This is a genomic window from Streptomyces catenulae, from assembly GCF_000718015.1.
GTDB classification, from domain to species: Bacteria; Actinomycetota; Actinomycetes; order Streptomycetales; family Streptomycetaceae; genus Streptomyces; species Streptomyces catenulae.
The window spans coordinates 1-23,057 of record NZ_JODY01000032.1 but is presented as its reverse complement, the minus strand read 5'-3'; the positions used below and the strand labels follow the sequence as shown (position 1 = coordinate 23,057).

Here is a 23,057-nt window from a genome sequence, read left to right as displayed (position 1 = left end):
GTGCCGGTACCGCTTCCGGGGCGTTCCTCGCCGCCCCTAGTGTCCGGGTCCCGGACGCGGCACTCCCCTGCCGGGTCCGTCCGTCACCCACTGTGCGAGGACCGTTCATGAGCCACCCCGTCGACCCCGCTGCCCCCGTCACCGCAGCCCGCCCCGCCGACGACCCCGCCGGGGCGGCGGACCCGTCCGCCGCGTGGTCCTTCGAGACCCGGCAGATCCACGCGGGTGCGGCCCCCGACCCCACCACCGGGGCGCGGGCGGTGCCGATCTACCAGACGACGTCCTTCGCCTTCCGGGACACCCGGCACGCCGCGGACCTCTTCTCGCTCGCCGAGCCCGGCAACATCTACACCCGTATCCACAACCCCACCCAGGACGCCCTGGAGCAGCGGGTCGCCGCGCTGGAGGGTGGTGTCGCGGCCGTCGCGCTCGCCTCCGGGCAGGCCGCCGAGACGCTGGCGCTGCTGACGCTGGCGGGCGCCGGGGACCACATCGTGGCCTCGTCCTCGCTGTACGGCGGGACGTACAACCTGTTCCGGCACACCCTGCCGCGGCTGGGTGTGGAGGTGTCGTTCGTCGACGATCCGGACGACATCGGCGCCTGGCGGGCGGCCGTGCGCCCCACGACGAAGGCGTTCTTCGCGGAGACGCTGGGCAATCCGCGGGGCAACGTCCTCGACATCCGGGCGGTCGCGGACGCGGCGCACGGGGCGGGCGTGCCGCTGGTCGTGGACAACACGGTGCCCACGCCGTACCTGCTGCGGCCGATCGAGCACGGTGCGGACGTGGTGGTGCACTCGGCGACGAAGTTCCTCGGCGGGCACGGCACCACGCTGGGCGGGGTGGTGGTCGACGCGGGCACCTTCGACTTCGGGGCGCACGCCGAGCGGTTCGCCGCCTTCCACACCCCCGACCCGAGCTACCACGGGCTGCGCTACTGGCCGGACCTCGGCCCGGGCGCGTTCGCCGTGAAGCTGCGGGTGCAGCTGCTGCGCGACATCGGCCCGGCCATCGCGCCGCACTCCGCGTTCCTGCTGCTCCAGGGCATCGAGACGCTCAGCCTCCGCCTGGAGCGGCACACCGCGAACGCGCAGGCGCTCGCCGAGTGGCTGGAGCGGCGCGACGAGGTGGCGGCGGTGCACTACCCGGGGCTGCCCTCCAACCGCTGGTACGGGGCGGGGCGGACGTACCTGCCGCACGGGGCGGGCGCGGTGCTCTCGTTCGAGCTGCGCGACGGCGTCGAGGCGGGCCGGAAGTTCGTCGACGCGGTGCAGCTCTTCAGCCACCTCGCCAACATCGGTGACGTACGGAGCCTGATCATCCACCCGGCGTCCACCACCCACAGTCAGCTCGGCGCGGCGGAGTTGGCGGCGACCGGCGCGGGTCCTGGCCTGGTGCGGCTCTCCGTGGGGCTGGAGGGTCTGGAGGATCTGCGGGCCGATCTGGAGGCGGGGTTCCGGGCCGCGAAGGCGGCGTCCTGAGCACCGGAACGTCGGGCCCCGCCCTCCCGCCGGCCTCCGGAGCCTGGCGGGAGGGCGATCCGCCGGGCCGCCGCCGGTGGGTGGCACCGCCCGGCGCGCTGCCGCTGGAGTCCGGCGGCGCGCTGCCCGGCGTGCGGCTCGCGTACGAGACATGGGGCACGCTCGCCCCGGACGCCTCGAACGCGGTGCTGGTGCTGCACGCGCTGACCGGCGACAGCCATGCGGCGGGCCCGGCGGGGCCCGGGCATCCCACGGCGGGCTGGTGGGACGCGCTGGTCGGGCCGGGGGCGCCGCTGGACACCCGGCGGTGGTACGTGGTGGCACCCAATGTGCTGGGCGGCTGCCAGGGCAGTACGGGTCCGGCGTCGCCCCGTCCCGGCGGCACGGGGCGGTGGGGGCCGGACTTCCCGCTGATCACGCCGCGGGACCAGGTGGCGGCCGAGGCGCGGCTGGCCGATGCGCTGGGCATCGCGCGGTGGGCGGCGGTGATCGGCGGCTCGATGGGCGGGATGCGGGCCCTGGAGTGGGCGGCGGGGCTGCCGGAGCGGACCGGGGCGCTGCTGGTGCTGGCGTGCGGGGCGGCGGCGTCGGCGGAGCAGATCGCGTGGGGCGCGGTGCAGACGGCGGCGGTGCGGGCCGATCCGGGCTGGCGCGCGGGGCGGTACCACGACGCCCCGGACGGTGCGGGGCCGCACCGCGGACTGGGCATCGCCCGGCGGATCGCCCATCTCACCTACCGCAGCGAGCCGGAGCTGGCGGACCGGTTCGGGCGGCGGGCGCAGCCCGGCGAGGACCCGTGGCGCGGCGGGCGGTACGCGGTGGAGTCGTACCTCGACCACCACGCGGGCAAGTTGGTGCGCCGGTTCGACGCGGGCAGCTACGTCACGCTCGTCGAGGCGATGAACGCGCACGACGTGGGGCGCGGACGGGGCGGCGCGGCGGCGGCGCTGGCGCGGGCCCGGATGCCCGCGGTGGTGGCGGGCGTCAGCTCCGACCGGCTCTACCCGCCCGCCCAGCAGGCGGAGTTGGCCGCGCTGCTCCCGGGCGCCGACCGGCCCCGCGTCCTCGACTCACCCGCCGGGCACGACGGCTTCCTCACCGAGACGGAACAGGTGGGGACTCTGGTGCGGGAGGTGCTGGAGCGGGGGTGACGGGGCGCCCCTCACGCTCCCCCGCGCCACCGCCAGCCGTGGTCCACCGGCCCGATGCCGCCGCCCAGCCGGAAGCCCGCCGCGAGGGCGCCCGTGACGTACTCCTTCGCGGCGGTGACGGCCCGCGGGACGGTGTCGCCGTGGGCGAGGCGGGCGGCGACGGCGGAGGCAAGGGTACAACCGGTGCCGTGGGTGTGCCGGTTGTCGTGGCGCGGGGCGCGCAGCCAGTGCTCCTCGGTGCCGTCGGTGAGCAGATCGACGGCGTCGGCGGCGGCGGGCAGATGGCCGCCCTTGATGAGCGCCCAGCGCGGGCCGAAGGCGAGGACGGCGTCGGCGGCGCGGCGCATCCCCCTCTCGTCCGTGGCGCGGACGCCGGTCAGCTGCGCCACCTCGTCGAGGTTGGGGGTGGCGACGGTGGCGGTCGGCAGCAGCTTGGTGCGGACCGCGTCGAGGGCGGTCGCGGCGAGCAGCGCGTCCCCGTGCTTGGAGACGCCCACGGGGTCGACGACGACGGGCACGGTCAGCTCCGCGAGGAGCGCCGCGACACTCTCCACCAGCTCCGGCGAGGAGAGCATCCCGGTCTTCACCGCCTGGACGCCGATGTCGTCGACGACGCTGCGGAACTGCGCCCGTACCGCCTCGGCGGGCAGCTCCCAGGCGCCCTGGACGCCGCGGGAGTTCTGCGCGGTGACGGCGGTGAGCACGCTCATGCCGTGGGTACCGAGCGCCAGCATCGTCTTGAGGTCCGCCTGGATGCCCGCGCCGCCGCCGGAGTCGGAGCCGGCGACGGTCAGGACGCGTGGTGGGGTCTGCACGGCGCCGAATCTACCGGCCGCCGCCGGGCGCCACGGAGCCGCCCCGGGGCGGGGATTCGGCGTCGCCGTTGTCCCCGAAGTGGTCCCATCCGGCGCGCGCCCAAGGCGCCCCGTCCACCGTCACCTGCGGCAGCGCGGAGGGGTGCAGGACCTCGCCGATGACCTTCCAGCGGGCGGGCAGCTTCACCTCGGGCGGGAACGTCGCGACGATCGCGTGGTCCTCACCGCCGTTGAGCACCCACTGCATGGGGTCGACGCCGACGGCGGTGCCGATGTCGGACATCTGCGTCGGGATGTCGATCTTGGTGGAGGCGAGGTCGATACGGACGTTGCTGGCCTCCGCGATGTGCCCGAGGTCGGCGACGAGGCCGTCGGAGACGTCCGTCATCGCGGTGGCGCCCAGTCCGGCCGCCGCCGGGCCCGCGTGGTACGGCGGTTCGGGGCGGCGGTGCGCCTCGACGAAGGCGCGCGGCGAGCGGAACCCGCGGGTCAGCACGGCGTGCCCGGCGGCCGACCAGCCCAACCAGCCGGTCACCGCGACGACGTCGCCGGGCTGCGCGCCGCCGCGGGTCACCGGCTCGGCGTTGCGCAGATCGCCGAGGGCGGTGATGGCGACGGTGATGGTGTCGCCGCGGACGACATCCCCGCCGACCACCGCGGCACCGGCCACCTGGCACTCATCGCGCAATCCGTCCATCAGCTCGGTCGGCCAGGTGGCGGGGAGTTCCGCGGGCACCACGAGGCCGAGGAGGATCGCGGTGGGCACGGCGCCCATGGCGGCGATGTCGGCGAGGTTCTGGGCCGCGGCCTTCCGTCCGACGTCGTACGCGGTGGACCAGTCGCGGCGGAAGTGCCGGCCCTCCAGGAGGACGTCGGTGCTGGCGACGACCCTCCGGTCGGGCGCGGTGACCACCGCGGCGTCGTCGCCCGGACCGATCCGTACCGCCGGGGTGGGGGTGATGCGGGAGGTCAGCTCCCGGATCAACCCGAATTCCCCCAGCTCGCCCACGGTGCCCTTCATGCTGTCGCCCTTCTCCTGCGTACGGCCGGTCCGTACTCCGCTGGCCTGGGCGCCGCACCGGACGGCGTCACCGCGCGGATCTCCCCGCTCCGCTCGGTGACGCGGTACCGTGGCGTCCCTTCTTCCCCCATGATCCTCGAAGCCGCCCTGGAGGTCCCGTGGTACAGGCGTACATCCTGATCCAGACCGAGGTCGGCCGGGCCTCGGCGGTGGCGGAGGTGATCGCGCAGCTCCCCGGCGTGCTGACGGCCGAGGACGTGACCGGCCCGTACGACGTCGTGGTGCGCGCGCAGGCGGACACCGTCGACGAGCTGGGCCGCCTGGTCGTCGCCAATGTGCAGCGGGTCGAGGGGATCACCCGCACCCTGACCTGTCCGGTCGTCCATATCTAGCTCCCCGTATGCTCGGCCGGGTGATCTCTCGTCGCTGGTTTACGGTCCTGCCGTCGCTCGCCGTGCTGTGCTGCGCGGCGGGCTGTTCCTCCGCGGACGAGGTCACACCGCCCGCACCCGAGGGCGCGGCGGCCCGGCACTGCCGGGCCCTCCACAAGGAGCTGCCGGACACCGTCGACGGGCTGGCGCGCAGGAGCACCGAGCCCGCGTCGGATTACACGGCCGCCTGGGGCGACCCCGCCGTGCAGCTGCGCTGCGGCGTGCCCAAGCCGGGCGTGTTGACGTCCGGGAGTGAACATTACAACCCCGCCGCCGACGCGGTGGGCGTCAACGGCGTCTCGTGGTTCCTGGAGAAGCACGACGGCGGCTACCGCTTCACGACGGTGCTGCGCAAGACCTATGTGGAGGTGACGGTGCCCGGGAAGTACGCCCCCGAGGTCAATGCGCTCACCGATCTCGCCGCCGCGGTGAAGAAGACCGTGCCCGAGGGCGTCTGAGCCGGACCCGCGGCGGGCGGGCCCGGCACCGGACGGGTCAGCGCAGCCCGGTCGAGCGGTTCAGCGCCGACTGCAGGAGCCGGTCGATCAGCTCCGGGTAGCTCACGCCGCTCTCCTGCCACATCCGCGGGTACATCGAGATGGGCGTGAAGCCGGGGAGCGTGTTGATCTCGTTGATCACGAACTCGCCGTTCTCCTGGAGGAAGAAGTCCGCGCGGACCAGGCCCTCGCAGGACACCGCCTCGAACGCCGCGACGGCCAGTTCCTGGACGCGGACGGTCTCCTCGGCGGTGAGCGGCGCGGGCACCAGGCCCGCCGCCGAGTCGATGTACTTCGCCTCGAAGTCGTAGAAGTCGTGGGCGGTGACCGGCGGGATCTCCGCCGGGACGCTGGCGCGCGGGCCGTCCTCGAACTCCAGGACGCCGCACTCGATCTCCCGGCCGCGCAGCAGCGACTCGACGATGACCTTGGGGTCGTGGCGCCGCGCCTCCTCGATCGCCGCGTCCAGCCCGTCGGCGTCGTCGACCTTGGTGATGCCCATGGACGAACCGGCGCGGGCGGGCTTCACGAACAGCGGCCAGCCGTGCTCGGCGGCGAAGTCCACGATCTTCTTACGGGCGCCCTCGGGGCTGCGCTCCCACTCCCGCGGCCGGATGACCTCGTACGGGCCGACGGGCAGCCCGAAGGAGGTGAACACCCGCTTCATGTAGTCCTTGTCCTGGCCGACGGCGGAGGCGAGGACGCCGCAGCCGACGTAGGGGACGCCGGACAGCTCCAGCAGACCCTGGAGGGTGCCGTCCTCACCGTAGGGGCCGTGCAGCACGGGGAAGACGACGTCGACCTCGCCCAGCGCCTTGGGGACGGAGCCCGGCTCGCTGTAGACCAGTTCGCGGTTGGTCGGGTCGACGGGCAGGACGACGGCGCCCTCGTCGGATCCGGCCAGTTCGGCGACGCTCGGCAGCTTGCGGTCGGCGATGGCCATCCGCTCCGGGTCGTCGGCGGTCAGGGCCCAGCGGCCGTCGGCGGTGATGCCGATCGGCAGCACGTCGTACTTCTCGCGGTCGATGGCGCGCAGGACGGCTCCCGCGGTGACCACGGAGATGGCGTGCTCGGAGCTGCGGCCGCCGAACACGACGGCGACACGGGGCTTGTGGGGAGGAGTCTGGCTGCTCATATCGGCTTGAGGGTACCTGCTGGTGGAGACGGACTCGGCGTGGCGGCGGCCGTGCGCGGCGCCGTGTCCGCGCCCCGCACGGGGCGGGCCGGGCGCCGCGCGCGGGCGGTCAGTGCCGTTCGGACTTGGCGCTGCGGGACATCAGTTCCTTGAGGGCGACCATCGGCTGCTTGCCCTCGTGGACGATGTCGAAGACCGTCTCGGTGATCGGCATGTCGACGCCGTGGCGGCGGGCCAGATCCCGTACGGATTCACAGGACTTGACGCCCTCGGCGGTCTGCTTGGTCACCGCGATGGTCTCGGCGAGGCTCATCCCGCGGCCGAGGTTGGTGCCGAAGGTGTTGTTCCGCGAGAGCGGCGAGGAGCAGGTGGCGACGAGGTCGCCCATCCCGGCCAGCCCCGCGAAGGTGTGCGCGTCGGCGCCCATCGCCAGGCCCAGCCGGGTGGTCTCGGCCAGCCCGCGGGTGATCAGCGACGCCTTGGCGTTGTCGCCCAGGCCCATCCCGCCCGCGATGCCGACGGCGAGCGCGATGACGTTCTTGACGGCCCCGCCCAGCTCGCAGCCGACGACGTCGGTGTTGGTGTACGGGCGGAAGTACGGGGTGTGGCAGGCGGTCTGGAGACGGCGGGCGACGGACTCGTCGGCGCAGGCGACGACCGCGGCGGCGGGCTGCCGGGCGGCGATCTCCTTGGCGAGGTTGGGGCCGGTGAGGACCGCGACGCGCTCGGCGGGGACCTTGGCGACCTCCTCGATCACCTCGCTCATCCGCTTGGCGGTGCCCAGTTCGACGCCCTTCATCAGGGAGACGAGGACGGTGTCGGCGGGGAGCAGCGGCGCCCAGTCGGCGAGGTTGTCGCGCAGCGTCTGCGAGGGCACGGCGAGGACGGTGAAGTCGGCGCCCGCGGCTGCCTCGGCGGGGTCGGTGGTGGCCCGCACGGACGCGGGCAGTTCGACCCCCGGCAGATAGTCGGGGTTGGTCCGGTCCTTGTTGATCGCCTCGGCGACGGCGGCGCGGCGTCCCCAGAGGGTCACCTCGCAGCCCGCGTCACCGAGAATCATCGCGAATGCGGTGCCCCAGGACCCCGTGCCGTAGACGGCGCAGCGCGTCACTTGCCTTCATCCTCCTGTGCCTGCCGGGTGCTGTGTGCCGACTCGGTGGCGGCCGCCGCCCGGGCCGCCTCGCGGGCCGCGCGCCGCTCACGGGCGAGTGCCCGCCGCGGGTCGAACGGTTCGGCGGGCGGGGTCTCGCCCCGAACGTCCGCCAGTTGCGCGGTGATCGCCGCCATGATCGTCTCGGTGACCTCGCGGAGCACCTCGGCGGTGGGCTCCTTGCCGTGGTACGCGCTGAGGTCGACCGGCGGGCCCGCCTGCACCCGCAGCGTCTTGCGCGGCAGCAGGCGGAGCTTCTTCTCCTTGGCGTACGGCGGCATCGCCTCGTTGGCGCCCCACTGCGCGACGGGGATGACCGGCGCCTTGGTGAGCAGGGCGACGCGGGCGGCGCCGGTCTTGCCCTGCATCGGCCACATCTCGGGGTCGCGGGTGAGCGTCGCCTCGGGATAGAAGGCGACGCATTCGCCCTTCTCGATGGCGGTGACGGCGGCGCGGAAGGCGTTGGCGGCGTCGGTGGTTTCCCGGTACACGGGGATCTGACCGGTGCCGCGCATCATCACGCCGACAAAGCCGCTGCGAAAGAGCCCGGACTTGGCGAGGAATCGGGGAACCCGCCCGGTGTTGTACTGATAGTGCGCGTACGACAGCGGATCGAGATACGAGTTGTGGTTGACAGCGGTGATAAATCCGCCGTCGGCCGGAATGTTCTCCATTCCTCGCCAGTCCCGCTTGAACAGAACCAAGAGCGGCGGTTTGCAGATGACCGCGGCCAGGCGGTACCAGAAGCCGATTCTGCGGCGGGACACGTGGACACCCTCCTTGTGGGACCTGCTGAGCTGCTGCGAGCCGGCAGCCGCACAAGTGTCGCCCCAGGTACCCGCTATGTCGAGAACACCGTAACCCCGCGGTCCCCGGCGAGCTGCGGCAGCAGGGAAAATCGAATCCTATGCGAGGAGACGGAGTGGATGTGGGCTGGAGCCTGGTCGTGCCGCTGAAGCCGCTGGTGCGGGCCAAGAGCAGGCTTTCCCCGGCGGTCGGTGAGGAGTTCCGTCCGCGACTGGCGCTCGCTTTCGCCCTGGACACCGTCGGCGCGGCACTGGCCTGCGACGATGTCGTCGATGTGGCGGTTGTCACGGACGATCCGGCAGCCGCCGGGCCACTTTCGGCGCTCGGCGCGCGGATTGTGCCCGATACCCCGGGGCGCGGTCTCAACGCGGCGCTGGCCCACGGCGCGGCGTCCGTCCGGGCGCGTCGCCCGGGCGCGTCGGTCGCGGCGCTCAACGCCGATCTGCCCGCCCTGCGCGCCGCCGAACTGCACGCCGTACTGCAAAGCGCGGCACAATTTCCGCGGGCTTTTCTCGCCGACGCGGCGGATATCGGAACAACTCTTCTCACCGCGTGTTCCGGTACGGAATTGGCACCGGCATTCGGCGGCCGTTCGCGGGAGCGGCACCGTGCGTCGGGGGCGCGGGAGATAGCCGTACGGGCGGATTCGGTGCGCCGGGACGTGGACACCGGCGCGGATCTGCGGCAGGCGTTGGCGCTCGGGGTGGGCGCGCACACGGCGCGGGTGGCCGCGGCGGCGGGTGCCGCGGGCGGCTCAGAGGGTCTGGAGCGTGAGGAGCGTGATCCGGCGGGCGTCGCCCTCGCCGGTGGTCTCGATCCGCACCCGCTGGCCGGGGCGCAGCAGGCGCAGGCCCCCCGCGTCGAAGGCGGCGGTGTCGAAGGGCACGGGGGTGCCGTCGTCCAGCAGCACGCTGCCGGAGCGGGTGTCCGAGTCGTAGGTGTACGCGGTGGCCTGCATGGTGCAGAGCCTAAAGGAGCCGGTCGGCCCGGGTGAATGCGCCCTCGCCACGCACCGCGGGCCGGGCTCCCCGGAGGGAGACCGGCCCGGCGCGAAGCGTCACCGCTGAGGGAATTGTTCCCCTGGTCGTTACCGCTTGCGGGCGGTGGTCTTCTTCGCGGCGGTCTTGCGTGCCGTGGTCTTCTTCGCGGGAGCCTTCTTCGCGGTGGTCTTCTTCGCGGGCGCCGTCTTCTTCGCCGTGGTCTTCTTGGCGGCGGTGGCGGTCTTCTTCGCCGGGGCGGCCTTCTTCGCGGTGGTCTTCTTCGCCGCCGTGGTCTTCTTGGCGGCGGCCGTGGTCTTCTTCGCCGGCGTCGCCTTCTTGGCGGTGGTCTTCTTCGCGGCGGCCGTGGTCTTCTTCGCCGCAGCGGTGGTCTTCTTCGCCGTGGCCTTCTTGGCGGTGGTGGCCTTCTTCGCGGCCGCCTTCTTCACGGTCGTACGCGTGGAAGCGCCGCCCGAGAGGCTGCCCTTGGGGGCCTTCTTGACGGCCACGTCGTTCTTGGGGAGCTTCTTGGAACCGCTCACCAGGTCCTTGAATCCCTGGCCCGCGCGGAAACGCGGCACCGAGGTCTTCTTGACCCGCACGCGCTCGCCGGTCTGCGGGTTCCGCGCGTAGCGGGCCGGGCGGTCGACCTTCTCGAACGAACCGAATCCGGTGACCGAAACGCGGTCGCCGGCGACAACTGCACGGACGATTGCGTCCAGTACGGCGTCCACCGCGTCCGCGGCGTTCTGACGGCCGCCGAGCTTGTCGGCAATGGCTTCTACGAGCTGCGCCTTGTTCACGTCTTCCCCTTCGGAGACATTGCTGGAACGATAGATTCCAAGCTTTTTCGCACGTTAGGCAGATATATACCGCAAATCAAACACGAAACGGGCTAATCACCCTTGTGCCGCAACGCACTCGACCTCACGCACTTCCGTCGGTGTGCACGTCTTCGGGATAACGACCTTCGTCGAGGTCGGCCATGAACCACTCCAGACGCCTTGCCGCGTTCGCAAGATCGTGTTGTGCCGCGGCCGTGATGACGAGCAGCTTCCGGGTCAGCGCCATCCGTACGCCCTCCGGGACTTGCAGTGTCCGCACCCTTGCGTGTGCGTCCTTGAGCTGGTCGGCGACGAAACCGTAGAGCTGGAGTTGGTCGTCGCGTTCCATGCGCTAATTGTGCCATCTGCGGCGAGTTGTCGCTTCACGGGGCCTCAACAGGCGCCTCAACACGCCGATGCGCCCCCTGCCAACTGCACAGGGGGCGCATCGTACGCAATATGTCTTTGAGCCAAAAGCCCGAGGTCAGGCCACCACGGTCCGCGGCTTGAACGAGGGCCTGTTCGCCTCGTACCCGGCGATGGCCGACTCCTCCCGGAGGGTGAGGCTGATGTCGTCCAGCCCCTCCAGCAGCCGCCATCGCGCATTCTCGTCCAGCGCGAAGTCGGCCTCCACGCCCGGGGCGAGCACCTTGCGCGCGACCAGGTCGACGGTCACCTCGACGGCGGGGTCCGCCTCGGCCAGCTCCTGGAGCCGCTCCACGGTCTCCTGCGGCAGGACCACCGTCAGCAACCCGTTCTTGAGGGAGTTGCCGCGGAAGATGTCCGCGAACCGCGAGGAGATGACGGCCTTGAAGCCGTAGTTCTGGAGCGCCCAGACGGCGTGCTCACGGGAGGAGCCGGTGCCGAAGTCGGGGCCCGCGACGAGCACCGTGGCGCCCCGGTACGCCTCCTGGTTGAGGACGAACTGCGGGTCCTTGCGCCACGCCTCGAAGAGCCCGTCCTCGAAACCGTCGCGGGTGACCTTCTTCAGCCAGTGGGCCGGGATGATCTGGTCGGTGTCGACGTTGCTGCGGCGCAGCGGTACGGACCGGCCGGTGTGGGTGGTGAAAGCTTCCATGGTTCCTCAGACCCCCGCGGGCGTGGAGACGGCGACGTCGGACAGGTCGGCGGGCGAGGCCAGATGGCCGAGCACCGCGGTGGCGGCGGCGACCTGCGGCGAGACCAGGTGGGTACGGCCGCCCTTGCCCTGCCGCCCCTCGAAGTTGCGGTTGGAGGTGGACGCGGAGCGCTCCCCCGGAGCCAGCTGGTCGGGGTTCATGCCCAGGCACATCGAGCAACCGGCGTGCCGCCATTCGGCCCCCGCCGCGGTGAAGACCTTGTCCAGCCCCTCGTCCACCGCCTGGAGGGCGACCCGCACCGAGCCGGGGACGACCAGCATCCGCACGCCGTCGGCGACCGAACGCCCCTCCAGCACGGAGGCGGCGGAGCGCAGGTCCTCGATCCGGCCGTTGGTGCAGGAACCTACGAAGACGGTGTCCACACCGATCTCGCGCAGCGGCTGACCAGCCGTCAACCCCATGTATTCCAGGGCCTTTTCGGCGGCGAACCGCTCCGAGGCGTCCTCGTACGAAGCGGGGTCGGGGACCTGCGCGGAGAGCGGCGCACCCTGGCCCGGGTTGGTGCCCCAGGTGACGAACGGCGCCAGCTCGGCGGCGTCGATGACGACCTCCGCGTCGAAGACCGCGTCGTCGTCGGTGCGCAGCGTGCGCCAGTAGGCGACGGCGTCGTCCCAGTCGGCGCCCTCGGGGGCGTGGGCCCGTCCGCGCAGGTAGGCGAAGGTGGTCTCGTCCGGGGCGATCATCCCGGCCCGGGCGCCCGCCTCGATCGACATGTTGCAGACGGTCATCCGGGCTTCCATCGACAGCTTCTCGACGGCGGAGCCGCGGTACTCCAGGACGTAGCCCTGACCGCCGCCGGTGCCGATCCGGGCGATGATCGCCAGGATCAGGTCCTTGGCGGTGACACCCTCGGGCAGCTCGCCCTCGACGGTGATCGCCATGGTCTTGAAGGGGGCCAGCGGCAGCGTCTGGGTGGCGAGGACGTGCTCGACCTGGCTGGTGCCGATGCCGAACGCCAGCGCGCCGAACGCACCGTGCGTGGAGGTGTGACTGTCACCGCAGACCACGGTGGTGCCGGGCTGGGTCAGTCCCAACTGCGGTCCCACCACGTGGACAACGCCCTGCTCGACATCGCCCAGCGGGTGCAGCCGCACGCCGAACTCCGCGCAGTTCTTGCGCAGCGTCTCCAGCTGGGCGCGCGAGACCGGGTCGGCGATCGGCTTGTCGATGTCGAGGGTGGGGGTGTTGTGGTCCTCGGTGGCGATGGTCAGGTCCGTACGGCGCACCTGCCGTCCGGCCTTGCGGAGGCCGTCGAACGCCTGCGGGCTGGTGACCTCGTGCAGCAGGTGGAGATCGATGAAGAGGAGGTCGGGCTCGCCTTCCGCGCGCCGGACGACATGGTCGTCCCAGACCTTCTCCGCGAGTGTCCGTCCCATCGCTTTCCCTCCGGCCGGCCGCTTCGCCGGCCCAACTCGTACTGTGCGCACGGTCCCCGCATCCCCGTGCCGGGCCCCGCACCGGGCCCTGGTCGAGGGCCGTGGCTACAGAGTGACGACTTCCACGGAAAATTGAACTTGCGTTTCACACTGTGAGACGCAAGTATCGTTGCATGGACAACTCTAGCGGCGTCGGCGTTCTCGACAAGGCGGCTCTCGTATTGAGCGCTCTGGAGTCCGGTCCGGCCACCCTCGCCGGGCTGGTCGCGGCGACCGGGCTCGCACGGCCCACGGCCCATCGACTGGCCGTGGCCCTGGAACACCACCGGATGGTGGCGAGGGACATGCAGGGCCGGTTCATCCTCGGCCCCCGGCTCTCCGAACTGGCCGCCGCGGCCGGTGAGGACCGCCTGCTGGCGACGGCCGGACCGGTGCTCACACATCTGCGCGACGTGACGGGCGAGAGCGCCCAGCTCTACCGTCGCCAGGGCGACATGCGGATCTGTGTGGCGGCGGCGGAACGGCTGTCCGGACTGCGGGACACCGTCCCGGTCGGCTCCACGCTCCCGATGAAGGCCGGTTCCGCGGCGCAGATCCTCATGGCCTGGGAGGAGCCCGAGCGGCTCCACCGCGGTCTGCAGGGCGCCCGCTTCACCGCCACCGCGCTCTCCGGCGTCCGCCGCCGCGGCTGGGCCCAGTCGATCGGCGAGCGGGAGCCGGGTGTGGCCTCCGTCTCGGCGCCGGTCCGCGGCCCCTCGAACCGCGTGGTCGCCGCCGTCTCCGTCTCCGGCCCGATCGAGCGGCTGACCCGCCACCCGGGCCGGATGCACGCCCAGGCCGTCATCGACGCCGCCGCCCGCCTCTCCGAGGGCCTGCGCCGCACCGGCTGAGAGTTCTCCCATCCCTTACGGGCCGTGGCCCGGGGAACCGCCCCCTACGGGGCGCCCCGGGCCACGGCCCGCCTGTCGTCCACGACGGGGCCGGTCAGACGCCCAGCCGCTCGGGGGCCTGCACCCCGTCGCGGAGCGACCGCACGCCGTACGCCGCGCCCAGACCGTGCACCGGCATGTCCCCGTAGATCGTCTCGTAGCTCCCGGCCGGCACCACATAGGTCTCGTGCCAGATGCCGACGTGCCCCTCGCCCTTGCGCGCCCGGCGGTTGAACTCCGCCCACGCCGGACGGTGCGCCCGGTCCGGCGCCACCGCGTACGCCAGCAGTTTCTCCTTGGAGTCCCAGTACTGCACTACCTCGAACGCCCGGAACGACCCGGCCACCAGCCGGTGGTGGAGCAGTCCGGCCGCGGGGTCGCGGCCCAGCTCCTTCAGCATCCTCGGCATCGCGAGGAACACCGGCAGCCAGCGGTGGACCGCCCAGAAGTGGTGGATCCGCAGACCGATGAGAAAGATCACCACGTCCCCGTCGGCGTCGGCCGTGAACCGGCCCGGATGAATGTCGCCGCCCATGCTCTCCCCTAGTTGGATAGCGCCACTGTCCAATGATTGGATAGTGCCACTGCCCAGGAAGGACCACAAGGGATGCGACTCTCCGAACTCAGCGAGCACAGCGGGGTATCCACCGCCACGATCAAGTACTACCTGCGCGAACAACTCCTGCCGCAGGGCCGCCGGATCACCGCGACACGCTCCGAGTACGACGCCTCCCACCTGCGGCGGCTCCGTCTGATCCGTGCGCTGATCCAGGTCGGCAAGGTGCCGGTGGCGACGGTCCGCGAGGTGCTGGCGGCGGTCGACGACGAGAGCCTGGGCCGCACCAACCGGCTGGGCGCCGCCCTGTGGGCGCTCCCCCGCGGCCCGGAGGCGGATCCCGACGCCCCGGCGACACAGGCGGCCGGAAAGCTGGTGGAGGAACTGCTGACGGAGCTGGGCTGGGACTTCGCCCGCACCAACGGCGCCCTCTCCCCCGCCTACCGCTCCCTGGTGGCACCCCTGGCCCGCCTGCTGGAGCTGGGCTACCCGGTCACCGTGGCGGAACTCCTGCCGTACGCACGGCAGATGGCGTCCGTGGCCGGTCATGACTTCGACGCCCTGGAGAAGCTGCCGGACGACGCGGAGCGGGCGGAGACCGCCGTATCCGCCGCGATCCTCCGGGAGCCGGTACTGCTCGCGCTGCGCCGGGTGGCCCAGGAGGAGGAATCGGCCCGCCGCTACGGCGTGTGAGAGGGATTCCGTGCGGCGGGTGCGCACGGAATCCGTTCCGGAATTCCATACGACAAAGGCCCCTGCCGAAGCAGGGGCCTTTGTTATTTGCGTACCCCCGACCGGATTCGAACCGGCGCTACCGCCTTGAGAGGGCGGCGTGCTAGGCCGCTACACAACGGGGGCTTGCTTTTTGCAGCTGAATCGCTGGGCGATTTCTCTGCGCTGGGCTACCAGGACTCGAACCTAGACTAAATGAACCAGAATCACTCGTGCTGCCAATTACACCATAGCCCATGGTGGTTGAGACCAGTACCCCCGACCGGATTCGAACCGGCGCTACCGCCTTGAGAGGGCGGCGTGCTAGGCCGCTACACAACGGGGGCCCTAGCGATCCTCACATCGGCACATCCGGGAGCGACCCGAAGGTGACGGAAAGAAAGGATCTGTACCCCCGACCGGATTCGAACCGGCGCTACCGCCTTGAGAGGGCGGCGTGCTAGGCCGCTACACAACGGGGGCCTGATACTGCACTCAAGAGACCATGGAATTCTCGAAGAGAAAGATCTCTTGCTGGGCTACCAGGACTCGAACCTAGACTAACTGAACCAGAATCAGTCGTGCTGCCAATTACACCATAGCCCACCAAAACGCAACCCCCGGAGGGGATTTTGTTCGGCTTGCGCTTTCCGGCCGGGCCTCTCGGCCCTCCCGGGCGGCGCAGAAAGAACATTACCCGAAGGTGGACGGGGCTCCAAAACCGATAGGCCGCGGAGCAGGGCGGGAGACGCCCTCCGGCCCGCTCCGACGCCCCGCGGCGGTGGTCGCGGCGGTCGGCGGCCCGGCCGTACGGGACGGCCACGGCGGCTCCGGGCGGACCGGAGCCGCTCCTCCGCCCTGTCAAGACCCCTCGGGCGGCTCGGGCGGGACCCAAGGCGGAATCGGGCCGTCCGCGGCCTGCACCGCCCCGCTGGGCGCCTTCCCGGGCCGCCTGTCCGCCGGGGTCCTCCGGATACGCCGAAGGGCCCGGAAGCCGGGTCGGCCTCCGGGCCCTTCCGGGCGCGTACGGGATCAGGCGGCGAGCTTCGCCAGGGCCGCGTCGATGCGGGCCACCGTGCGGTCCTTGCCCAGGATCTCCAGGGACTCGAAGAGCGGCAGGCCGACGGTGCGGCCGGTGACCGCGACGCGGACCGGGGCCTGGGCCTTGCCGAGCTTGAGACCGTGCTCCTCACCGGCGGCGAGAACGGCGTTCTTCAGCGACTCGGCGCTCGACCAGTCGGCGTCCAGCAGCTTGGCGCGGGCGGTGGTGAGCAGCGCCACCGGCTCGCCCTTCATCGCCTTCGTCCAGGACGCCTCGTCCTCGACCGGCTCCTTGCGGAACAGGAAGTCGACGTTGGCGGTGATGTCCGAGAGGACCGTCAGGCGGGTCTGGGCGTGCGGGGCGATGGCCTCCCACGCGGCCTGGTCGAAGTCCTCGGGCGCCCAGGTGGCGTGCGGGGCCGTCAGCCAGGGCTCACAGGCGGCGATGAAGGACGCGAGGTCCAGCTGCCGGATGTGGTCGGCGTTGATCGCCTCGGCCTTCTTGAGGTCGAAGCGGGCCGGGTTGGCGTTGACGTCCGCGATGTCGAACTTCTCGACCAGCTCGGCGACGGAGAAGAGGTCCCGGTCGGCCGAGAACGACCAGCCGAGCAGCGCGAGGTAGTTGAGCAGCCCCTCGGGGAGGAAGCCGCGCTCGCGGTAGAGATTGAGGGACGCCTGCGGGTCACGCTTGGAGAGCTTCTTGTTGCCCTCGCCCATGACGTACGGCAGGTGGCCGAAGGCCGGGATGTACTTGGCGTAGCCCAGCTCGATGAGCGCCTTGTAGAGGGCGATCTGGCGGGGGGTGGAGGAGAGCAGGTCCTCGCCGCGCAGGACGTGGGTGATGTCCATCAGCGCGTCGTCGACGGGGTTGACGAGCGTGTAGAGCGGCGCGCCGTTGGCCCGGACGATGCCGTAGTCCGGGACGTTGTCCGGGGTGAAGGTCAGCTCGCCGCGGACGAGGTCGGTGAAGGTGATGGGCTCGTCGGGCATCCGGAAGCGGATGATCGACGCGCGGCCCTCGGCCTCGTAGGCGGCCTTCTGCTCCTCGCTCAGCGAGCGGCAGGTGCCGTCGTAGCCGGAGGGACGACCGGCCTTGCGGGCGGCCTCGCGGCGGGCGTCCAGCTCCTCGGTGGTGCAGTAGCAGGGGTAGGCGTAGCCGCCGGCGAGCAGCTTGTCGGCGACCTCCTTGTAGAGGTCCATGCGCTGCGACTGGCGGTAGGGCGCGTGCGGGCCGCCGACCTCGGGGCCCTCGTCCCAGTCGAAGCCCAGCCACTTCATGGAGTCCAGCAGCTGGTTGTAGGACTCCTCGGAGTCGCGGGCCGCGTCGGTGTCCTCGATGCGGAAGACCAGCGTGCCCTGGTGGTGGCGCGCGAACGCCCAGTTGAACAGGGCGGTGCGGACCAGTCCCACATGGGGGTTGCCGGTCGGGGAGGGACAGAAACGGACGCGGACGGGGGTCGCGTTAGCCACGCTTGATCACCTTGTTGGTGAGAGTGCCGATGCCTTCGATGGTGACGGCGACCTCGTCGCCGACGGTGAGCGGGCCGACCCCGGCCGGGGTGCCCGTGAGGACGACGTCGCCGGGGAGCAGCGTCATCGCCTCGGTGATGTGGACGATCAGGTCCTCGACGGAGCGGACCATCTCGCTCGTCCGGCCCAGCTGACGCTGTTCGCCGTTGACGGTGCACTGGATGGTCAGATCGGAGGGGTCCAGCTCGGTCTCGACCCAGGGGCCGAGCGGGCAGGAGGTGTCGAAGCCCTTGGCGCGCGCCCACTGCTTCTCGCGGCGTTGGACGTCACGCGCGGTGACGTCGTTGGCGCAGGTGTAGCCGAGGATGACGTCCTTGACGCGTTCGCGGGGCACCTCGCGGCACATCCGGCCGATGACGACGGCCAGCTCCGCTTCGTGGTGCACCTCCTCGGAGAAGGAGGGATACGCGACGGGGTCACCGGGGCCGACCACCGAGGTGGAGGGCTTGAAGAAGGTGAACGGGGCGTCGGGGACGTCGTGGCCCAGCTCGGCGGCGTGGGCGGCGTAGTTGCGGCCCACCGCGACGACCTTGTTGGGCAGCACCGGCGGCAGCAGACGGACCTTGTCCAGGGGGACCTTCTGGCCGGAGCGCTCGAACTCCGCGAAGGGGTGGCCCTTGATGACGTCGATCTCGTCGCCCTCTAGGACGCCGAAGCCGACGTTGCCGTCGATGGAGAATCTGGCGATGCGCACGGGTGCCGCTGCCCCTCATTGATCACTGGCCGGAGTGGACACTCCAGGCTAACGCGGGGGCGCGGCTCACCCGCTACGGCATTACGCCGCGGTGTCCTGGCCGGGGGCGTCCATCAGGACGGTACGGCGGGGGTTGGCGGTCTGCGTGGGCAGCTCGACGGAGTGCTCCGGGGCCGGGGTGGCGGTCAGCTCGTCGGCGTCCTTGAGGTGCGCCAGCGTGGTGCGCCGCGGGTTGGCTATGTTGCGGAACATCATCGTGGTCTTCACTGCTTCACGCCTCGCGTAGATCGGGATGCATCGGAAGGGACGGCCGGCCCGGAGGGCGGTGCGGACCGGCCCGTCACGTCCGCGGGGCTCGCGGAGGCGGGAAACGGGGAGGTCGCGCAGGGGGTCCTTGTCGCGCCGACTGCCTGTGTAAAGCATCAGACTAAGCGGGCCATTCCCTGCGATGCGGGGGGAAAGTCGCCGGGCCACCTGTGAGTTTCCTCACTGAGTCCGTGACAAATGCCGCAATTCCCATGATCAACATCGGGGGATGAACGGGACATCGATCATCAGAAGGCTTTATTTCGCCGCCGATCACCGCACCTGGGACAGCGGGCGAGCCGAGCCGATTCGGCATTAAAAGTCCGTTATCGACCATCGATCCCTCTACGTGTCGTGACACGGTCCGCACCGTGTGTCACCCATGTCGCACCGTGCGGTTCCGCTCTTGTTGGAGATCCGGCACTGTGCTGGAATTCCACGGACCGCCGCATGTATCAACCGGCGCGCAGAGCGCGATGTGGCGCAGCGCGGTGGAGTTGCTCTCTCGGCCAGAGGGGGAAGCCCGCCGGTCAATTCACGACCGCACGGGGGACTTGCGGTCCCCCACGACTCGACACCGTCCCGCCGCTCGCGCGGGGGGACGCCTGGTCCAGAGGTTGCGACGCTAGTGCAGGGACGTTTCAAGAGGGATGGCACGGAGCCTTCCCAGGCCCGCCAGGGCCGGGAAGCTGCGGCGGAGCCGGAGCCGCGCGGCGGGACCGACCGCGCCTCCTCTCCCCAGCGTGCCCAGGGGGGCGGTCCGGCGAACACCCCGGCTCCGTCCGATCGCAGCGACCGGGGCGGCGGCGACGCCGACCGGGGACCGGCCAAGGAGCAGTCGGGTCCGGGCGGTCCCGGCTCCCGGGTCGCGTTGCGCAACTGGCGCATCAGCACCCGCCTGATCTCCCTGCTCGCGCTGCCCGTCGTCGCCGCGACCTCGCTGGGCGCCATCCGTATCCAGGACTCGATGGAGAACATCGAGCAGCTGGACAAGATGAAGATGCTCACCGACATGACGCGGCAGGCCACCGAGCTGGCCGGTGCGCTCCAGGTCGAGCGGGACAAGTCGGCGGGCCCGCTGGCCGGTTCGGGCAACGCCAAGGACGACGCCAACGTCGTCGCGCCGCGGGAGGCCACCGACCGCGCCCGGATCTCGTTCAACCAGGGCACCGGCGACATCCAGGGCGTCGACGCCACGATGACCGGTGTGCGGGCGACCGTCCTGGAGATCGGGCGTCAGCTCAACACCCTCAACGAGATCCGCAGCAGCGCGTACAAGGACGAGGGCAACGCCGCGCGCACCATCAGCAACTACAACCAGCTGATCGACTCGCTGCTCTCCCTCTCCCAGGACATGGCGCAGGCCACCAGCAACCCGGAGATGATCCGGGCGACCCGTGCGCTGGCGGCGTTCTCCTCCGCCAAGGAGTACGCGTCGATGCAGCGTGCGCTGGTCAGCGCCGGTCTCGCCCACAAGGGCGGCCCCCAGCTCTCCGCCAACGACCGGCTGGCCGGCCGTACCGCCGAGGACGACGAGAAGGCGGCCCGTGACCGCTTCTCGCAGATCTACGCCAACAACGCCGGCGCCCTCACCCGCGGTCTGGACGGCAACAACGACGAGATCAAGGCGGCGGTCGCCTTCGCGCACCGCGCCTTCGCCAGCAGCAGCGGCATCCGCAGCCAGGACTACAAGTACCTGGACTGGTACGACTCCGACACCGTCAAGATCGACGAGATGTCGCGGATCGAGACCTCGCTGCTCACCGAGATGGAGCAGAAGTCCCGCGAGCTGCGCAACGCGGCGACGCAGGAAGCGATCATCAACGGTGCGCTGATCTTCCTCGTCCTCGGTGTCTCGCTGGTCGGCGCGTTCGTCGTGGCGCGGTCCATGGTCCGCTCGCTGCGGCGCCTCCAGGACACCGCGCAGAAGGTGGCCCAGGAGCGGCTGCCGGAGCTGGTCAAGCAGCTGTCCGACACCGACCCGCAGGACGTCGACACCTCCGTCGAGTCGGTCGGTGTGCACAGCCGGGACGAGATCGGCCGGGTGGCCGCGGCCTTCGACGACGTGCACCGCGAGGCGGTCCGGCTGGCGTCCGAGCAGGCGCTGCTGCGGGGCAACGTCAACGCGATGTTCACCAACCTCTCGCGCCGCTCCCAGGGTCTGATTCAGCGTCAGCTCTCGCTCATCTCCGAGCTGGAGTCCCGCGAGGCCGACCCGGACCAGCTGTCCTCCCTCTTCAAGCTCGACCACCTCGCGACGCGTATGCGCCGTAACGGTGAGAACCTCCTCGTCCTCGCCGGTGAGGAGCCGGGCCGCCGCTGGACGCGTCCGGTGCCGCTGGTCGACGTGCTTCGCGCCGCCGCCTCCGAGGTGGAGCAGTACGAGCGCATCGAGCTGAGCGCCGTGCCGCAGACCGAGGTCGCCGGGCGCGTCGTCAACGACCTCGTCCACCTCCTCGCGGAGCTGCTGGAGAACGCCACGTCGTTCTCCTCGCCGCAGACCAAGGTGAAGGTGACCGGTCACGCGCTGCCCGACGGGCGGGTGCTGGTCGAGATCCACGACACCGGTATCGGCCTCTCCCCCGAGGACCTCTCCTCCATCAACGAGCGGCTGGCCAGCCCGCCGACCGTGGACGTCTCGGTCTCCCACCGGATGGGTCTGTTCGTGGTCGGCCGCCTCTCGCTGCGCCACGGCATCCGCATCCAGCTGCGGCCCTCCGACTCCGGTGGCACGACCGCGCTGGTCATGCTCCCCGTCGATGTCGCGCAGGGCGGCAAGAAGCCGGCGCCGTCCACCGCGAAGAGCCATGCCTCCGAGGGCGGTACGGGTGCCGGTCCGGGCTCCGGTTCCGGTGGCACCAGCCGTCTCGCCGGGCTCCAGCCGCGCGGCCAGGTCGGTGCGGGTCCCGGCGGCGCCGGGCGGCCCGCGCTGCCCGGCCGTGGCGGTCCCGGTGGCGCCGGGCGCACCGCTCCCGGTGGTCCGGGCGGCTTCGGCGGTCCGGTTCCCTCCGGCGGCCCCACCGCGCAGCCGCCCGCGGCGCCGGACGCGTCGCCCCGCGGCACCGCCCGCCCGGCGAACGCCCCGGCCGACGGCGGCCGTCCCGCGCTGCCCACCCGTCACGTCCAGCGCGGTGAGGCGCCCACCGAGACCTCCGGTGCGACGCCGACGGTGGCGCCGCCGACCGGCGCGCCGGACCGCGACGGGCGTCCGCAGCTGCCGACGCGTGGTCCGGCCGCGGAGCTGACCGGCTCCCCCGCCGAGGCCGCTCCGGTCGCCGACTCCCCGCAGCCGGGGACCAGTTGGGGCGTGCGCCGCGACCGCGGCGCCACCGACGACTGGCCGCTGGCGCCCCGTGAGCCCCAGGACACCCCGCGCGGCCACGAGGAGCCGGAGACCACCGGCGCCTTCGAGCGTCCGGCGCCGCCCGAGACCACGGGCACGTTCGAGCGGCCCGCGCCGCCCGAGACGACCGGCACCTTCGAGCGTCCGGCTCCCCCGGAGACCACGGGCACCTTCGAGCGCCCCGTGGCGCCCGGGATGACCGGTGGCCCCGGTGACACCACCGCCTTCGCCCGGCCCGACTTCAACGGGCCGCCGCCCGGCACCCCGCGGGCCGCCGCCGAGGCACCCGGTGACACCGGTGGGTTCCCGGCGCCCGGCGCCCCGGCTCCCGAGCACTTCGGGCAGACCGCTTCCGGGCTCCCGGTGCGGGACGCCGGACGGCCCGATGCCTCGCGTCCGGCGCCGCAGGAGAGCGGCGCGGAGGCGGCGAGCCTCTTCGGGGTCGCCCCCGAGGCGCCGCACCCCACCGGCCAGGTCCCGGCGCAGCCGTCGCCGGAGATCGCGCCGGAGCCCGCCCCGTCGGCGGACTGGCTCGGCGGCGACCCGTCGACCGGTACCGGAGGCGGCGGGACGCCGATCTTCGACACGATCGAGTCCAGCTGGTTCCACACGCCGGAGGCTGCCGCCGCCGGGGTGGAGCCGCAGCCCTCCGTCACCGCCGAGGTCCCGCAGCCGCAGGCGCCGCAGGCCCCGCAGCCCGCGGACGCCCCGGACGCCACCCCCGCCGGGGGCTTCGACACCACCGGCTGGGGCAGTTCGCCGAACGACGAGACCTGGCGGCAGGCGGAGCAGATCCGTCAGCCGGCCGCGGGCGGGGTGACCACGTCGGGGCTGCCCCGCCGGGTGCCGCGCGCCAATCTCGTCGCCGGTACGGCACAGCAGCAGCCCGCCCAGAGCGGTCCGCAGGTCTCGCGCGCGCCCAGCGACGTACGTGGCCGGCTGACCAGTCTTCGCCGGGGTATCCAGCAGGGTCGGCAGGCCGGTGGCGACACCGGGCAGCACGGCGTGGTGGACCCCACTCACCAGCAGGAGCGTTAGTTGAGTCCGATGAGCCAGGCGGCGCAGAACCTGAACTGGTTGATCACCAACTTCGTGGACAACACCCCCGGTGTGTCCCACACGGTCGTGGTCTCCGCGGACGGT

General features: G+C 71.9%; 21 protein-coding genes, 5 tRNA genes and 2 pseudogenes. 9 read left to right on the top strand and 19 right to left on the bottom strand.

The genetic code is table 11. From position 1 onward, the window contains the following. Positions 1–107: 107 nt before the first annotated feature. Positions 108–1,481: a bifunctional o-acetylhomoserine/o-acetylserine sulfhydrylase gene (locus IF23_RS0124805; RefSeq protein ID WP_078654230.1), complete on the top strand. Its 1,374-nt coding sequence runs from the start codon at positions 108–110 to the stop codon at positions 1,479–1,481. After that, a complete protein-coding gene (gene metX, locus IF23_RS0124800) occupies positions 1,478–2,632 on the top strand; it encodes a homoserine O-acetyltransferase MetX (protein WP_030287323.1) in 1,155 nt (384 codons plus the stop codon). Before IF23_RS0124805 ends, metX begins: the two co-directional genes overlap by 4 nt. A gap of 11 nt (positions 2,633–2,643) precedes the next feature. On the opposite strand, the gene thiD is transcribed toward metX, so the two are convergent. Next, positions 2,644–3,447 (bottom strand): bifunctional hydroxymethylpyrimidine kinase/phosphomethylpyrimidine kinase, encoded by an 804-nt coding sequence (thiD, locus tag IF23_RS0124795; RefSeq protein ID WP_030287321.1) that lies wholly within the window; start codon positions 3,445–3,447, stop codon positions 2,644–2,646. A gap of 10 nt (positions 3,448–3,457) precedes the next feature. Beyond that, positions 3,458–4,468, bottom strand: coding sequence for a thiamine-phosphate kinase (locus IF23_RS0124790; protein WP_030287319.1), 1,011 nt, complete (start codon positions 4,466–4,468; stop codon positions 3,458–3,460). A 158-nt stretch (positions 4,469–4,626) separates the two neighbouring features. Between IF23_RS0124790 and IF23_RS0124785 the strand changes: the two genes are divergently transcribed. After that, the gene (locus tag IF23_RS0124785; RefSeq protein WP_030287317.1) at positions 4,627–4,860 is read left to right on the top strand and encodes an Lrp/AsnC family transcriptional regulator; all 234 of its coding nucleotides are present in this window, start codon (positions 4,627–4,629) and stop codon (positions 4,858–4,860) included. 8 nt (positions 4,861–4,868) lie between these two features. Next, complete coding sequence (locus IF23_RS0124780) at positions 4,869–5,357, top strand: DUF3515 domain-containing protein (RefSeq protein WP_030287314.1); 489 nt, start codon at positions 4,869–4,871, stop codon at positions 5,355–5,357. Positions 5,358–5,394: 37 nt separating this feature from the next. Here the strand turns inward: IF23_RS0124780 and IF23_RS0124775 are convergent, their stop codons facing one another. The 3 genes from IF23_RS0124775 to IF23_RS0124765 all read right to left on the bottom strand — a co-directional run bounded on the left by IF23_RS0124775 (position 5,395) and on the right by IF23_RS0124765 (position 8,448). Next, positions 5,395–6,531 (bottom strand): D-alanine--D-alanine ligase family protein, encoded by a 1,137-nt coding sequence (locus IF23_RS0124775; RefSeq protein ID WP_030287312.1) that lies wholly within the window; start codon positions 6,529–6,531, stop codon positions 5,395–5,397. Positions 6,532–6,640: 109 nt separating this feature from the next. Then, the gene (locus IF23_RS0124770; protein ID WP_030287310.1) at positions 6,641–7,642 is read right to left on the bottom strand and encodes an NAD(P)H-dependent glycerol-3-phosphate dehydrogenase; all 1,002 of its coding nucleotides are present in this window, start codon (positions 7,640–7,642) and stop codon (positions 6,641–6,643) included. Next, positions 7,639–8,448 (bottom strand): lysophospholipid acyltransferase family protein, encoded by an 810-nt coding sequence (locus IF23_RS0124765; protein WP_030287308.1) that lies wholly within the window; start codon positions 8,446–8,448, stop codon positions 7,639–7,641. Before IF23_RS0124765 ends, IF23_RS0124770 begins: the two co-directional genes overlap by 4 nt. 140 nt (positions 8,449–8,588) lie before the next feature. Here IF23_RS0124765 and cofC point away from each other — a divergent pair. Next, a pseudogene (gene cofC, locus IF23_RS33105) lies at positions 8,589–9,236 on the top strand (2-phospho-L-lactate guanylyltransferase); the annotation flags it as partial. Between the two features lie 6 nt (positions 9,237–9,242). Here the strand turns inward: cofC and IF23_RS33735 are convergent. The 5 genes from IF23_RS33735 to leuC form a co-directional block, all read right to left on the bottom strand. Continuing rightward, positions 9,243–9,446, bottom strand: a complete 204-nt coding sequence (locus IF23_RS33735) for a hypothetical protein (RefSeq protein ID WP_030287304.1) — start codon at positions 9,444–9,446, stop codon at positions 9,243–9,245. A 129-nt stretch (positions 9,447–9,575) separates the two neighbouring features. Continuing rightward, the gene (locus IF23_RS0124750) at positions 9,576–10,268 is read right to left on the bottom strand and encodes an HU family DNA-binding protein (RefSeq protein ID WP_030287302.1); all 693 of its coding nucleotides are present in this window, start codon (positions 10,266–10,268) and stop codon (positions 9,576–9,578) included. Between the two features lie 124 nt (positions 10,269–10,392). Beyond that, positions 10,393–10,638: an SCO5555 family protein gene (locus tag IF23_RS0124745; protein ID WP_030287300.1), complete on the bottom strand. Its 246-nt coding sequence runs from the start codon at positions 10,636–10,638 to the stop codon at positions 10,393–10,395. Between the two features lie 135 nt (positions 10,639–10,773). After that, positions 10,774–11,367, bottom strand: coding sequence for a 3-isopropylmalate dehydratase small subunit (gene leuD / locus IF23_RS0124740; RefSeq protein WP_030287297.1), 594 nt, complete (start codon positions 11,365–11,367; stop codon positions 10,774–10,776). 6 nt (positions 11,368–11,373) lie between these two features. After that, positions 11,374–12,804, bottom strand: coding sequence for a 3-isopropylmalate dehydratase large subunit (leuC, locus tag IF23_RS0124735; RefSeq protein ID WP_030287296.1), 1,431 nt, complete (start codon positions 12,802–12,804; stop codon positions 11,374–11,376). Between the two features lie 173 nt (positions 12,805–12,977). Here leuC and ndgR point away from each other — a divergent pair, with 173 nt between their 5' ends. After that, positions 12,978–13,694, top strand: a complete 717-nt coding sequence (gene ndgR / locus IF23_RS0124730; RefSeq protein ID WP_026169203.1) for an IclR family transcriptional regulator NdgR — start codon at positions 12,978–12,980, stop codon at positions 13,692–13,694. A 94-nt stretch (positions 13,695–13,788) separates the two neighbouring features. Here the strand turns inward: ndgR and IF23_RS0124725 are convergent, their stop codons facing one another. Next, entirely contained in the window at positions 13,789–14,268 is a 480-nt protein-coding gene (locus tag IF23_RS0124725) for a DUF4188 domain-containing protein (RefSeq protein WP_030287293.1), read from the bottom strand. Between the two features lie 72 nt (positions 14,269–14,340). On the opposite strand from IF23_RS0124725, the gene IF23_RS0124720 reads away from it, so the two are divergent. Further along, positions 14,341–14,982: a MerR family transcriptional regulator gene (locus IF23_RS0124720; protein WP_030287291.1), complete on the top strand. Its 642-nt coding sequence runs from the start codon at positions 14,341–14,343 to the stop codon at positions 14,980–14,982. Between the two features lie 92 nt (positions 14,983–15,074). Here IF23_RS0124720 and IF23_RS0124715 read toward each other — a convergent pair. From IF23_RS0124715 to IF23_RS0124680, 8 genes are all read right to left on the bottom strand, one after another. Beyond that, positions 15,075–15,147: transfer RNA gene (locus IF23_RS0124715), tRNA-Glu, on the bottom strand. Positions 15,148–15,186: 39 nt separating this feature from the next. Continuing rightward, positions 15,187–15,258, bottom strand: a tRNA-Gln gene (locus IF23_RS0124710). 16 nt (positions 15,259–15,274) lie between these two features. Then, a tRNA-Glu gene (locus IF23_RS0124705) sits at positions 15,275–15,347 on the bottom strand. A gap of 63 nt (positions 15,348–15,410) precedes the next feature. After that, positions 15,411–15,483 (bottom strand) — tRNA-Glu (locus IF23_RS0124700). A gap of 51 nt (positions 15,484–15,534) precedes the next feature. Then, a tRNA-Gln gene (locus IF23_RS0124695) sits at positions 15,535–15,606 on the bottom strand. A 426-nt stretch (positions 15,607–16,032) separates the two neighbouring features. After that, positions 16,033–17,511: a glutamate--tRNA ligase gene (gltX, locus tag IF23_RS0124690; RefSeq protein WP_030287289.1), complete on the bottom strand. Its 1,479-nt coding sequence runs from the start codon at positions 17,509–17,511 to the stop codon at positions 16,033–16,035. Beyond that, positions 17,504–18,265 carry a fumarylacetoacetate hydrolase family protein gene (locus IF23_RS0124685; RefSeq protein ID WP_030287287.1) on the bottom strand — a complete coding sequence of 254 codons (762 nt, stop codon included), beginning with the start codon at positions 18,263–18,265 and terminating at the stop codon, positions 17,504–17,506. The genes gltX and IF23_RS0124685 overlap by 8 nt, the downstream gene beginning before the upstream one ends. 81 nt (positions 18,266–18,346) lie before the next feature. Next, positions 18,347–18,532: a hypothetical protein gene (locus IF23_RS0124680; protein ID WP_030287285.1), complete on the bottom strand. Its 186-nt coding sequence runs from the start codon at positions 18,530–18,532 to the stop codon at positions 18,347–18,349. Between the two features lie 667 nt (positions 18,533–19,199). On the opposite strand from IF23_RS0124680, the gene IF23_RS0124675 reads away from it, so the two are divergent. Together IF23_RS0124675 and IF23_RS0124670 are read left to right on the top strand one after the other, a co-directional pair. Continuing rightward, positions 19,200–22,952: a sensor histidine kinase gene (locus tag IF23_RS0124675; protein WP_030287283.1), complete on the top strand. Its 3,753-nt coding sequence runs from the start codon at positions 19,200–19,202 to the stop codon at positions 22,950–22,952. Positions 22,953–22,961: 9 nt separating this feature from the next. Beyond that, a pseudogene (locus IF23_RS0124670) lies at positions 22,962–23,057 on the top strand (roadblock/LC7 domain-containing protein); the annotation flags it as partial.